The organism is Pseudomonas xionganensis (assembly GCF_009763245.1).
GTDB classification, from domain to species: Bacteria; Pseudomonadota; Gammaproteobacteria; order Pseudomonadales; family Pseudomonadaceae; genus Aquipseudomonas; species Aquipseudomonas xionganensis.
The window spans coordinates 451,080-464,208 of record NZ_WKJZ01000001.1 but is presented as its reverse complement, the minus strand read 5'-3'; the positions used below and the strand labels follow the sequence as shown (position 1 = coordinate 464,208).

The 13,129-nt window shown below is 63.2% G+C and carries 10 protein-coding genes; 2 read left to right on the top strand and 8 right to left on the bottom strand.

Translation table 11 applies throughout. From position 1 onward, the window contains the following. Positions 1-8: 8 nt before the first annotated feature. Positions 9-1,187 (bottom strand): MFS transporter, encoded by a 1,179-nt coding sequence (locus tag GJV18_RS02085; RefSeq protein WP_160343068.1) that lies wholly within the window; start codon positions 1,185-1,187, stop codon positions 9-11. 158 nt (positions 1,188-1,345) lie between these two features. Between GJV18_RS02085 and GJV18_RS02080 the strand changes: the two genes are divergently transcribed. Continuing rightward, a complete protein-coding gene (locus tag GJV18_RS02080; protein ID WP_160343067.1) occupies positions 1,346-2,317 on the top strand; it encodes a LysR family transcriptional regulator in 972 nt (323 codons plus the stop codon). A 59-nt stretch (positions 2,318-2,376) separates the two neighbouring features. Here GJV18_RS02080 and GJV18_RS02075 read toward each other — a convergent pair whose 3' ends face one another. Then, the gene (locus GJV18_RS02075; RefSeq protein ID WP_160343066.1) at positions 2,377-4,044 is read right to left on the bottom strand and encodes a BCCT family transporter; all 1,668 of its coding nucleotides are present in this window, start codon (positions 4,042-4,044) and stop codon (positions 2,377-2,379) included. Positions 4,045-4,323: 279 nt separating this feature from the next. Here GJV18_RS02075 and GJV18_RS02070 point away from each other — a divergent pair, with 279 nt between their 5' ends. After that, a complete protein-coding gene (locus tag GJV18_RS02070) occupies positions 4,324-5,079 on the top strand; it encodes a substrate-binding periplasmic protein (protein ID WP_160343065.1) in 756 nt (251 codons plus the stop codon). Here GJV18_RS02070 and GJV18_RS02065 read toward each other — a convergent pair. From GJV18_RS02065 to GJV18_RS02040, 6 genes are all read right to left on the bottom strand, one after another. Beyond that, entirely contained in the window at positions 5,073-5,588 is a 516-nt protein-coding gene (locus GJV18_RS02065) for a DUF3617 domain-containing protein (protein ID WP_160343064.1), read from the bottom strand. The two genes, GJV18_RS02070 and GJV18_RS02065, sit on opposite strands and share 7 nt — an antisense overlap. 145 nt (positions 5,589-5,733) lie before the next feature. Next, on the bottom strand, positions 5,734-6,150 hold the full coding sequence (locus GJV18_RS02060) for a DUF1850 domain-containing protein (RefSeq protein ID WP_160343063.1): 417 nt from the start codon (positions 6,148-6,150) through the stop codon (positions 5,734-5,736). Then, positions 6,147-8,174, bottom strand: a complete 2,028-nt coding sequence (locus GJV18_RS02055; RefSeq protein ID WP_160343062.1) for a TRAP transporter permease — start codon at positions 8,172-8,174, stop codon at positions 6,147-6,149. Before GJV18_RS02055 ends, GJV18_RS02060 begins: the two co-directional genes overlap by 4 nt. Before the next feature lie 234 nt (positions 8,175-8,408). After that, the gene (locus GJV18_RS02050) at positions 8,409-9,362 is read right to left on the bottom strand and encodes a TAXI family TRAP transporter solute-binding subunit (protein ID WP_160343061.1); all 954 of its coding nucleotides are present in this window, start codon (positions 9,360-9,362) and stop codon (positions 8,409-8,411) included. Positions 9,363-9,686: 324 nt separating this feature from the next. Then, positions 9,687-11,030 (bottom strand): sigma-54-dependent transcriptional regulator, encoded by a 1,344-nt coding sequence (locus GJV18_RS02045; protein WP_160343060.1) that lies wholly within the window; start codon positions 11,028-11,030, stop codon positions 9,687-9,689. Positions 11,031-11,235: 205 nt separating this feature from the next. Further along, the gene (locus GJV18_RS02040; RefSeq protein ID WP_178113403.1) at positions 11,236-12,990 is read right to left on the bottom strand and encodes a sensor histidine kinase; all 1,755 of its coding nucleotides are present in this window, start codon (positions 12,988-12,990) and stop codon (positions 11,236-11,238) included. Positions 12,991-13,129: the final 139 nt, after the last annotated feature.

Below are 13,129 nucleotides of genomic sequence, written 5' to 3'. Positions count from 1 at the left end.
TATCTGTCTTATGCGGGATAATTAGTTGGCAGCACAGCCAAGGCCGAACGTTCATATGCCTGTACCGGCTTTAACAAGAGCAAATAGCTCAATACAAACAGCAGCGCACAGCTGTAGAGCATCAGTGAATAATTGCCCTTATCCAACAGACTGGAGGCGAGCAGTGGGCCTGTGGCCAAGCCAACAAAGGAAACGACTGCCGCCATGGTGGCAAGCCGACCACTGCCATCTATCTCTGCCGTTACCGCCAGCAAGTAGGCCTGAACGGCTGGCCAGGCAAAAAACAGCAAGGCCATTGCGCTGACGTACAGCGTCGCGTGCTGGGCGAAATCCAGTAACAGCGCCGCCATAAGCGACAGTGCCACACCCGTGACAACCCAGCTCAAGCGGCCCAGACGACTGCCCGTCACGACGGGCAACATGGCGCCTAGCAGGCCAAGCAAGCCGGTGATGGCGATATATGAACTCGCACGTTCTGCGGCGATGCCCGCTGCCAGGCCAATCAGCCCCACATAGGCCCAGATCGCGCTGGCGGCAACCTGATACAGCATAATGGCCGCCAAAAGTAAGAACGCGTTCCGATATTCCCCAAACAACGGTTGCGGCCGCTTACTCAATTCCTTGCTTAAATTAAGTCGAGGGAGAAGCGCTATAAACACAATACTTAACAGCGCGATGCTGGCCATCATATAAAAGACGGCATAGGCATTTATCAGTGCCTCAAGCCCAGGCAACAGATAAACAACCAACGAGCCAATACTGAACTGGACAAACAACAAAGTACCGAAGGAGCGATCGGGATTGTCCAGCCGTGCCAATACGGAAAACACCACACCAAGGCTTAACCCGCCTAATATCCCCGCTAAGAAGCGCCAGCCCAGCATGATGCTATAGCCCTCGATCCAGGCAGTCGCGCTATCCATTAATGTCAGCAGGGTTAAACAGGTCACCACGGCTGTTTTCCAGTTGACTCGGCGCACTAGAAAAATAGCGACCACACTGCCGACCAGGCCACCATAGCCATTCACCGCAACAATCTGCCCGGCTTCTACCTCACTGAAGCCTATACCGCCGGCTAATGCACTCACGACACCAGGCAGGAAATTGATATAGGCCAGCCCCGCCATGCAGATAAAAGCCAGGGCAAAGTAGGTCCATAGCGTCTTGACGGATAGTGTGTTCAACATAGCGCCTCACTTAAGCAATACGGCTTATTACTGGACGCTGAATATGATCCATCCGGAAAAGCAGAAAAACAGAACACCCGCCCTTTGACTCGTGAATAGTATTCACGAATATCCATGCTACTCTCGGCCGATAGCACACTGCATGTATTGAGTCAGTCATGGATAAACTGCGCTTATTGGAACTCTTTCTGGCCACCTGCGACGGTGGGAGCTTCGCGGCGGCAGCCAAGACCTGTGACACCGATCCGTCCACCGTCAGCAAGGCAATAGGCCGCCTGGAAGCTCAGCTGCAGCTGACCCTGTTCCAGCGCTCCACCCGCCAGTTGCGCATTACCACGGCCGGCCGGCGCTATGCCGCCACGGTGCGTAAGTTGATGCAAGACCTCGGTGCCTGCGAAGACGAGTTGAAGCAGCTGAATGACTCGCCCAGCGGGGCCCTGCGTATCAATTCGGCCGCCTGCTACGGCCACCTCTACCTTCGCCCGTTGTTACAGGCCTTCTGCCAGCGTTATCCGGCGATCAGGCTGGAACTTGAGATCAATGATCTGCACCTGGACATCATCGAGCATGAAATCGATGTCGCCCTGCGCACGGGTTATGTAAAGGACAGCCGCCTGGTGGCCCGGCGGCTCAGCCCCATGGACTTTCTGGTCTGTGCCTCGCCACACTACCTGGACACCCATGGTATACCGCGCAATGCCGAGGACTTTCATCAGCACAGCTGGATTGGTTTTCGCATCAAGGAAAGCCAACAGCTGCAGCCGATCTTCTTGCCCGACCCTCATGGCCAATACCAGCCCTATGAATTGGCGCGGCGTCATATCACCGATGACGGTGAAGCCATGGCGCATATGTGCGCGGATGGCCTGGGCTTTGCTCAGCTGCCGCACTTTCTGGCCAAACAGGGTTTGCACAGTGGCGCCCTGGTCTCCCTCTACCCTTACTACCGGCCACCGCAACCGGACAGCGGTGTATTCGCCATCTTCCCCAAACGCGAGTACCTACCGGCGAAGGTCCGGGTGTTTATTGAATTTATGACGGCTGCGTTGGACGCCATGGGCGAAGGCACTCACCATACCTGGGCTGAAAACCTCGACCCAGTTGTGAGCTTCCCGGCAACCCAGCCATAACATCCGCACAATAAAAAGCGCGCCCGAAGGCGCGCTCATGAACCACTCAGCAACAACGCTTAACGCGGCTCGCTCATCAATCCCTTGACGATGGACACGCAGCCCACCAGCAGCACGATGGTGAACGGCAGGCCCGTCGACACCGCCATGGCCTGCAAGGCCACCAGGCCGCCACCGAGCAGCAGGGCGATGGCGATCACTCCCTCGATGGTGCACCAGAACACCCGCTGCGGCACCGGTGCATTGACCTTGCCGCCGGCGGTGATGGTGTCGATCACCAGGGAGCCGGAGTCCGAGGAGGTGATAAAGAATACGATCACCAGCACGATGCCGATAAAGGAGGTGATGGCGGTCAGCGGCAGCTCGCCGAGCATGCTGAACAGCTTGAGTTCCAGCCCGGCCTGTTGCGCGCCGGTAAAGCCATCCACCAGCAGCTGGTTGATCGCGGTGCCACCGAAGGCGGTCATCCACAGCACCGACACCAGGGACGGCACCAGCAGCACCGAGACCAGGAACTCGCGCACCGTGCGGCCACGGCTGACCCGGGCGATAAACATGCCCACGAACGGCGACCAGCTGATCCACCAGGCCCAGTAGAAGGCGGTCCAGCCCTGGCTGAAGTTGGCGTCTTCACGGCCAATGGGGTTGGACAGCGCCGGCAGGTATTGCAGGTAGGCGCCGAGGTTGTCGAAGAAGCCGGTGAGGATGGCGAGGGTCGGCCCGGCGATGATGATAAACAGCAGCAGGGCCAGGGCCAGGCCCATATTGATCTGCGACAGGCGCTTGACCCCCTTGTCCAAGCCGGCGACCACCGAGGCCAGGGCGATGGCGGTGATGGCGATGATCAGCAGCACCTTGCTGGTATCCGAGGCTTCGATGCCGAACAGGTATTCGACGCCAGCGGCGGCCTGTTCCGCGCCCAGACCGAGGGAAGTGACCAGACCGAACAGGGTGGCAAACACCGCCAGAATATCAATCACATGGCCCGGCCAGCCCCATACCCGCTCACCCAGCACCGGGTAGAAGATCGAGCGAATCGACAGCGGCAGACCCTTGTTGAAGGAAAACAGCGCCAGGGCCAGGGCCACGATGGCGTAGATCGCCCAGGGGTGCAGGCCCCAGTGGAAGATGGTGGCGGCCATCCCCAGACGTACCGCCTCTTCGCTATTGCCCGCGGCGGCGCCCAGTGGCGCCCAGTCGCTGCGCAAACCGTCTTCGCCGACACTGATCCCGGCCATGGCCGAACTGTAGTGCGACATGGGCTCGGACACGCCGTAGAACATCAGACCGATGCCCATGCCGGCGGCGAACAGCATGGAGAACCAGCTGAGATAGGAGTAGTCCGGTGTGGCCTCCATACCGCCGATGCGCACCTTGCCCAGGGGCGAGACGATCAGGCCCAGGCAGAGCAGCACGAAGATATTGGCCGAGCCAATAAAGAACCAGGACAGGTTATTGGTGATCGCGCTGCGCAGGGCACCGAACAGGGGTTCAACCTGATTCTGCAGGGCCAGGGCGAGGATCACGAAGATCACGGCGGTGATGGCGGAGATGCTGAACACCTTGCCGTGGATATCCAGGGAGAAGGAAAACTGCCCCTGAATGTTGTCCTGACCGATCACATAGTCGGTGTCGATCAGATTGGCATCGCCACTGGGGGCCGGGATGCCGTCCAGATTTTCCGCATCTGGTAGCGGGGTCGTGTCAGACGAAGGGTGTTGGCCCATGGGGGGTTGCTCCTTTGACGTGTGGCACGCTTTACGCGCACGAGGACGGGATTGCCCTACTCGTTCGGTCGCCAGAATCGGCGACCTAGCCCTACAGGGTAACAGCCATGGGCCATGCCTGCAGGCAAAAGGCCAGATTCGGCGCGGCTTGGCGGGCAACGGCGCGACGATTTTCTGGTAAATGAGTCAATTTAACTGCTGCGGATACTTCCCCGAGTCACGGCCGATTGGCTATGGTTGCTATAGACCGGATGCCCTATTCCAATAAGAGTCTGCCCGATGAGAGTTGCCACACTGCTGGCCAGCATGGCTTTAGTACTCAGTACCTCGCTGCAGGCTCAGACCTTCACGATCGGGGTCGAACTACAGCCCTATATGCCCTACTCCAGCGTCGAGGAGGGCCGTTACTTGGGCTACGGCCGCGAGCTGCTGGACGCCTTCGCCGCCCAGGCCGGCCATGAATTCGTCTACCAGCCTTTGCCGGTGCGGCGCCTGCTCAGCGACTTTCTGCACGGCCGGGTGGACTTCAAGTACCCCGACAACCCGCGCTGGAATGCCGATATCAAGACCGGCCACGCCATTCACTACAGTCAGACCGCGGCGCCGGCCATCGACGGGGTGATGGTCAAGCCACAATACCTCGGCCTGGGAGAGCAGCGTATCCGCCGCCTCGGCACCCAGCGCGGCTTTACCCCCTGGCCCTATCTGGAAGATATCGAGGCCGGGCATCTCCTGCTGATCCAGGCCAACCAGATCGACTCACTGCTGGCCATGGCCCTCAATGATCGGGTCGATGCGGTCTATCTCAACCCCCAGGTGGTGGCCCATCAACTGGGCCTGATGGGCAAGAGCGGCGCCCTGGTATTCGACCCCAGCCTGGACTACCTGGACGATCACTACTTTCTCTCCAGCATCCAGCACCCCGAAGTAATTGAGCAGTTCAACGCCTTCTTGCGCGACCAGGCCGAATGGATCGAGGCACTCAAGTTGCGTCACGGCATTACCGACCAGGGCTCGCCAAGCCACGCTCACTGAGGCTGCAAGCCACCACAGTCCGCACCGACCCAGCGCCCATGGCTCTCCATGCGGGTGCTCTTGCCGCCGTGCATGCCACGGAACTGGCTGTGGAAGGCCTTGCCGTCGATAAAGCGGGTTTCCCCTTCACCGTCGCCATCCGGGCAGCTGAAACGGAATTTCCAGGCCTGGGCACTGCGCTCGACGATCTCATGGCGACAGCCGTCCTGCAGATCCGGCATGGCGAACTCTTCCCGGGCGATCTGCTCGGCACTGAGGCAGATACGCACGCCCTGATCGCCCAGCTGCACACCCTGCTGGGCCATCATCTGTTCCATCATCTGACGCTGCTCGGGGGGCAGGTTCTTCAACTGCTCCATCATCTGCTGCATGCCCGGCATGCTCTGGCCATCGACCTGCATCTGCTGCGAGCTGATCTCCCACAGCCCCGGCTGCAGATCGACCGCACTGGCCAGGCCTGGCGCCAGGCAAAGACCAAGGATCAGGGGGGTAAGACGTAGATGGCGCATGGCAGGGCTCTCCGCTAATGGCTGACCCTGCAAGCCTAGACCAGCAAGCCCCCCAGGCCAAAAGAACAAAACCCCCACAGGCCTGCGCCACATGGGGGTTCTCCTCTACAGCACCAGGGCTTGTGGCCTTGGGAGCAGACGGGGATTAACCGCCGTCCTGGCCCGCCGCAGCGGGGGAGCCTTGCTCACAGCTCCAGAGTTCCAACGCCGGCTGACTCGCTTGTGGCGGGCCGAGCCATGCACTCATCGAGTGGCAACGCTGGTTGAAACACAGTTGATAATCCCCTGCCTCGGGGGTTCGCCCCAAGCGCAGCGGTTGCAAGGGGGGTAGCTGACGCTGGTAATGCCAACTGCCCTCGCGCAGTTCGGCGCCGTCTGGAATCTCCATGCCGGCCCCGGAACCCTTGATCCGCGCCTCGCCGAGGAGCAGGCCCTCGGGCGTGATGCGGTAATCCTCTTCCCAACGCACCTTCTCGATGCTGTGTGTCCAGGCCAGGGTAAAGGCCGGCACGGGCACTTCGGCCCAGACCGCCCCAGCCAGGCCCAGACACAGGCCGATCATGCCGTGGCCACCTGGGCGCGGCGGGCGCGCCAGAGGTGCTGGGCGATAAACAGCGCCGCCAGGGCAAAGCCGATTTCATCGCTCATGGCCGTGGCCAGGATCAGGCTGGCGCCGGCCGCAAAGCCCAGGGCGCGCTCCCACCAACTCAGCGGCCGCTGCAAGAAGCCGGTGAACACCACACCCCAGATGCCCACCGCCAGGGCCGCCTTGCCCAGCACATAGAAGGTGGCCAGCAGGCTGTCGCCCTGCAGCATCAGTGCCGGGTCGTATACCGCCATAAAGGGCACGATAAAGCCGGCGATGGCGATGCGGACCGCCCACAGGCTGATCTTCAGGCCCTTCTCCTTGGCAATCGGCGCGGCGGCAAAGCAGGCCAGGGCCACCGGCGGGGTAAGGTCGGCCATGATGCCGAAGTAGAAGACGAACATATGCGAGACGATCAGCGGCACGCCCAGCTCCAGCAGGGCGGGCGCGGCAATCGAGCTGGTGATGATGTAGTTGGGGATGGTCGGAATACCCATGCCCAGCACCAGGCAGGTGAGCATGGTGAGGATCAGCGAGAGGAACAGGTTGTCCTGGCCGATGGCGAGGATATAGCCGGCGAAGGTGGAGGCCACCCCGGTCAGCGACACCACGCCGATGATCACCCCCACCAGGGCGCAGGCGATGCCCACCGGCACGGCATGCCGTGCCCCCTCCACCAGCGCATGCAGGCAGATGGTCAGGGTATCGCGCCCGCCCTTGATAAACCCGCACACCGCCACCAGCAGCGCGACGACGCCGAACACCACGCCGATGCCCAGTTGGAAGAAGCCGGCGCAGAGCACACCCAGGGCGATCCAGAAGGCGAAGCGCATGGCCGTGGACGACACCTGCAGGATGATCGCCGAGCCGAGAATCACGATGGCGGTCAGGGCCAGGCCGACCATGCCGGAGAACAGCGGCGTGCGCCCGGAAAACAGCAGGTAGATCAGGATAAACAGCGGGATCAGCAGGTACCAACGCTGCTTCACCGCGGCCCAGGGGTTGGGGCACTGGTCTTTCGGCAGGCCCTGCAGGTTGGCGCGTTTGGCTTCCAGGTGAACCATCCAGAACACCGAGCCGAAATACAGCAGCGCCGGCAGCAACGCCGCCTTGGCCACCTCGAAGAACGGCACGTTGATGGTCTCGGCCATGATAAAGGCCACCGCGCCCATGATCGGCGGCATGATCTGGCTGCCCATGGACGAGGTCGCCTCGACCCCGCCGGCAAAGGCCGGACGATAGCCGAAGCGCTTCATCAGCGGGATGGTGAACTGGCCGGTGGTGACCACATTGGCCACGCCGGAACCTGTGATGGTGCCCATCAGCGCCGAGGACACCACCGACACCTTGGCCGGCCCGCCGACCTTGTGGCCGAACAGGCCCATGGCAAAATCGGTGAACAGCTTGATCATCCCGGCCTGTTCGAGAAAGGCGCCGAACAGGATAAACAGGAAGATATAGGTGGCCGAGACATAGGTCGGCGTGCCGTACAGGCCTTCGGTGCCGAAGGCCAGCTGGTTGACGATCTGGTCCAGGGCGTAGCCGCGATGCATCAGGTCGCCCGGCAGGTACTGGCCGAACAGGCCGTAGGCGAGAAACAGGGCACAGATCAGCGGCAGGGCGATGCCCATGACCCGCCGCGCGGCCTCGAACACCAGCACGATCAGCACCAGGCCGATGGCCATATCGGCCTGGGTCAGATCCCCCGAGCGCTGGATCAGGTCCGCCTCGAACACCCACTGGTAGATCGCCGTGGCCATGCCGGCCAAACCCAGCAGCCAGGCCAGGGGTTGCCAGGGCCGCGCCTGGCCACGGGCCGGGTAGCAGAGAAACACCAGCAGCAACAGAAAGCCCACATGCACGGCGCGCAGGATCTGGCTGGACACCGGGTGGAAGGCCGCGGTGATGATCTGGAAGGTGGAAAACAGCAGCGCCACGGCCAGCAGCGCTTTCGGCCAGTCGGCGGGGCTGGCCGCCAGGCCTTGATGATGATCGCTCATGGAGCTAATGCCCTCGTTGGCGCATGGATAAGTTCAGAGTCGCCAACAAAACCTGCCGTGCAACGCACGCCGGTTTTATTCGCAGCTCTAGGACAGTGATGCCTGGGTAGGATGGGTTAGCCGCACAGCGGCGTAACCCATCGAGCGATGGTGAAGGCTGTCACCAGGCTCAGACCGTGCAGCATGGGTATCGCGATGCTCAACCCATCCTACCCGGCCAACCCTTCAACAGCCTTACAGCGCGCCGGCTTCCTTGTAGAAGCGCTCGGCACCCGGGTGCAGCGGGATCGGCAGGTTCTTGGCGGCGCCTTCCAGCTTGATGTCCTGGGCGGCGGAGTGGGCATTGCCCAGGCGCTCCAGGTTGTCGAACATCAGCTTGGTCATCTGGTAGGCCACTTCCTCGGAGACGTCCTCGTGGCTGACCAGGATGTTCTGGATGGCCACGGTGGGCACATCGCTGTCCTGACCGTCGTAGGTACCCGCCGGGATCGCGGCAGCCTGATAGGCGGCGTTATCGATCTTGGCAGTGACCTCGGCGGGAATCGCCACGAAGGTGATCGGCAGGGTCGCGGCCAGGTCGCGGATCGCCGCCATGCCCAGGCCCGAGGACTGCAGGGTGGCGTCCAGCTGGCGGTTCTTGATCAGCTCAACCGACTCGGCGTAGGGCAGGAACTCCACCTTGCCCATGTCCTCGTAGCTCAGGCCGGCGGCGGCGAAGATGGCGCGGGCATTGAGCTCGGTGCCGGACTTCGGCGCGCCGACCGAGATGCGCTTGCCCTTGAGGTCTTCCAGGCTGGTGATGCCGGACTCCTTGTTGGCGACGATCTGAATGTAGTTGGGGTAGGTGCCGGCAATGGCCCGCAGTTTTTTCAGCGGCGCCTTGAAGCCGGCCTCTTCCACACCATTCCAGGCGTCACTCACCGAGTCGCCCAGGGCCAGGGCCAGCTCGCCACGCCCGCTCTGCAGCAGGTTGAGGTTTTCCACCGAAGCCTTGGTCGCCTGCACCGAGGTCTTCGAGCCTTCGATGCCATTGCTGTACAGCTGCGACAGGCCCACGCCGATGGGGTAGTACACGCCACTGGTGCCCCCGGTGAGGATATTGATAAAGGTCGGCGCGGCGAGGGCGGCGGTGCTGGCAGTAAAGGCTGCGGCTGCAGCGAGCAGGCTGAGACGTTTGGTCAGTCGCATGGAGGTTCTCCGTCGTTGTTATGGCTTTATGCAGAGCTTTAACTCTAGACGCTGTTGACCAGCGCCAGACTGCGAAAGCTATTGCAGATGCCATGCCAGGCGCAGAAAGCCCGATCTAGAGCGGTTTTGCTCGATTAGACGGAGCGCGATAGGCGGAAAATCGCCTATCGCGAAAGGCGGCTAAGCGGAAAATTGCCGAAGCAGGACGCTCATGCGCCCCCAACAGCCGTGTAGGGTGGATAGCGCTTCACCTATCCACCGGCGGTGGTTGTATCGGTGGATGAAAAAGGCGTCATCCACCCTACGTACCTTGGCAGGTCCGCCCTACGGCTGCTCGTCGGGCAGGTAGTCGCTGCGCTGCAGGCCGTGGCGCTGCATCTTCTCGTTGAGGGTACGCCGGGGCAGCTGCAGCCGTTCCATCACCGCGGCGATATTGCCCTGGCACTGCTGCAGGGCAGTGTGAAGGCACTGGGCCTCGAAGGCTTCCATCTGCTCGGCCAGGGATTGCCCGACCACCTGCGCCTGTTCGCCTGGCTGCCCACCCAGTCCGAGGGCATGGCGTTCGGCGGCGTTGATCAGCTCGCGCACATTGCCCGGCCAGTCGTGGGCCTGCAGCCGGGCCAGCTCGCCCGGCACCAGCGGCGGTGCCTCGCGGCCATGGCGCTGGGCCGCCTGCTGGGCAAAGTGCTCGAACAGCAGGGCAATGTCCTCACGCCGCTCACGCAGCGGCGGGATACGCAGATTGGCCACGTTCAGGCGGTAGTACAGATCCTCACGGAAACGTCCGGCCTTGACCTCATCCAGCAGGTCCGGCTTGACCGCGCAGATCACCCGCAGATCGACCTGGATGCTGGTGTTCGAGCCCAGCCGCTCCAGGCTGCGCTCCTGCAGCACGCGCAGCAGCTTGACCTGCTGGGCCAGGGGCAGGCTCTCCACCTCGTCGAGAAACAGGGTGCCGCCGTCGGCATGCTCGATACGGCCGATGCGCTTGCCCTGGGCGCCGGTAAAGGCGCCGCTCTCATGGCCGAACAGCTCGCTCTCGAACAGCTGCTCGGGAATCGCCGCGCAGTTCAGGGCGACAAAGGGCTTGCTGGCCCGCGGGCTGAACTGATGCAGGCAGCGCGCCACCCGCTCCTTGCCGCTGCCGGTGTCACCGCGGATCAGCACATTGACCGAGGTGCCGGCCAGTTCGAGGATCTGCCGGCGCAGCGCCTCCATGGGTCGGGAGATGCCGATCAGCTCGCCTTCGATACGCCCGCGGTCGGCCACCTGCTGGCGCAGCTGGCGGTTCTCGCAAACCAGGCGGCGCTTGTCCAGGGCGCGGCGCACGCTGTCGAGCAGGCGTTCGGGGGTAAAGGGCTTCTCGATAAAGTCATAGGCGCCCTGGCGCAGGGCCTGCACCGCCATGGGCACGTCACCGTGACCGGTGACCAAGATCACCGGCAGGTCGCGGTCCAGCTGCAGCAGGGCATCGAGCAGCTGCAGGCCGTCGCGCCCGGGCATGCGCACATCGCTGACCACGATGCCCTCATAGTCGCGGTCGATCAGGCCCAGGGCCTGCTCGGCACTGGCACAGCACTGCACGACAAAGCCGGACAGCTCCAGCCACTGCTGCAGCGCCTCGCGGATCGCCGCCTCGTCATCGACCACTATCACCTTGCCGGACATAGCACCTCCTGGTTCCAGCGGCGCAGTGTAACGCCTAGTTTTTTATCGAGGGATTCAGCGTCACCGCGCCGCCCCATGGTGGATAAAAACAGCGTTATCCACCCTACGCCGCCATGCATCCGAGGTATCCAGTTTGTAGGGTGGATGTCACTTTTCACATCCACCAACGGGGCAATCCAGGCGGGTGGATACAGCGCCATCCGCCCTATCGATTTGCCGCCGCCGGCAGGCGCAACTCGAATACCGCACCGCGCTCGCCATTGCGCGCCTGCAGGCTGCCGCCCAGTTCGCGGACGATGCCGTAGGACACCGCCAACCCCAGGCCCAGGCCGGCGCCCACCGGCTTGGTGGTGTAGAAGGGCTCGAAGATATGCGCCAGGTCCTGCTCGGCAATACCACCACCGCTGTCGGCGATGCTCAGCACGCAGCTGTCGGCCTCACGGCGGATAGCGATCTGCAACTGCCGCTGGGGACTGTTCGCCATGGCATCCAGGGCGTTGTTGAGCAGGTTGAGCAGCACCTGCTCCAGGCGAATGGCATCGCCCAGCACCTGGGCGCCCTCGTCGATCTCGCTGTGGATCTGCACCTGCTCGCTGCGCAGGCGCGGCGCCAGCAACTGCAGGGCCTGTTCCAGCACATCGCCCAGGCCCAGGCGCTCGCTGAGGCCGGCCGGGCGCTTGCGGGCGAAGGTCTTGAGGTGCCCGGTGAGCGCGGCCATACGCTGCAGCAGGGCGTCGATCCGCTGCAAGCCCTCACGCACCTCGTCCTGCCGACCGCTATCGAGCAGCAGGCGCAGGCTGCCCAACTGCATCTGCATGGCGGTCAGCGGCTGGTTGATCTCATGGGCCATGGCCGCCGACATCTGCCCCAGGGCGGCCATCTTCGCCGCATGCACCAGGCCGTCCTGGGCCTCGCGCAGCTCGGCGGTGCGCAGCGCCACCTCGCGCTCCAGGCGCTCGCGAATGCCGGCCTGCAGACGCTGGGTCTTGCGCCGCTGGGCCAGGTACAGGAGCAGAAAGGCCAGGGTCATCCACACCCCGGCGGCGGCCAGGCGATAACTGCGCAGGCTCTCGCCGAGGTTGTTCGGCTCGCTCAGCAGGTGCAGGGTCCAGCCCTCCTCGGCCAGGCTCAGGCGCTGCCAGAGGTAGTCGCGCAGCCCCTCCGGGCCATCCACCCGGCGCCACTGGCTGCTCGCATCGAGCTCCCGGCGCAGCTCGCTGGGCAGCGGCTGCAAGGCCTGCTCGGCATACTGGCGCACCTCGGCCAGGCTCTCCTGGGTGGCGTTGCTCAGCGGTTGCAGGGCGCGAAAGCGCCAGGCCGGACGGCTGCTCAGGATCACCACGCCATGGCGGTCGGCCACCAGCAGCACGCCGCTCTGGCTGGCCCATTCGCGTTGCAGATCCTCCAGCTCAAGCTTGACCACCAAGACCCCGAGCAGGCGCTGATCCTCAGCGTAAACCGCACGGGAGAGAAAGTAGCCGGGAATCCCGGTGGTCACCCCCACGGCAAAATAGCGCCCGGCGCCCTGGGCCACGGCATCCTGAAAATAGGGGCGAAAGGCGTAGTTGTTGCCGACAAAGCTGCTCCACTCACGCCAGTTGCTCGACGCCAGGGTGGTGCCCTGGGCATCCAGCAGGTAGAGCACGGTGGAGCCGGCCGCCTGATTCAGGCGTTGCAGGCGCTGGTTGATCGCCCGACGCAGCAGGCGCTCGTCCGGCGCCCGCAGCAGGGCGCGGATATCGCTGTCCAGGGCCAGTACCTCGGGCACCGAGCGAAAACGCTCGACCAGGGTGTGCAGCGACTGCCCATACAACTGCAGCTGCTCGCGCGCCTCAACGCTGCGCGACTCCCAGGCGCGGCGCTCGGCATAGTGGCCAGCCAGCCAGACACTGGCCAGCAGACCACCGGCGATCAGCAGCAGGCGCAACACAACCCGGTAATGGCCCTGGCGTTGAGGCATGGGCAAGCATCCAGAAAAAGATGCGCCATATTAAGCCATGCCTGCCCGACAGGTCGCGGATGCCAGCGCCGTGTCAGCCGGCCACATGGAGATAGCCGCGATTAACACCTAAACTCTCGTCCATTGCATCCCAAGGATG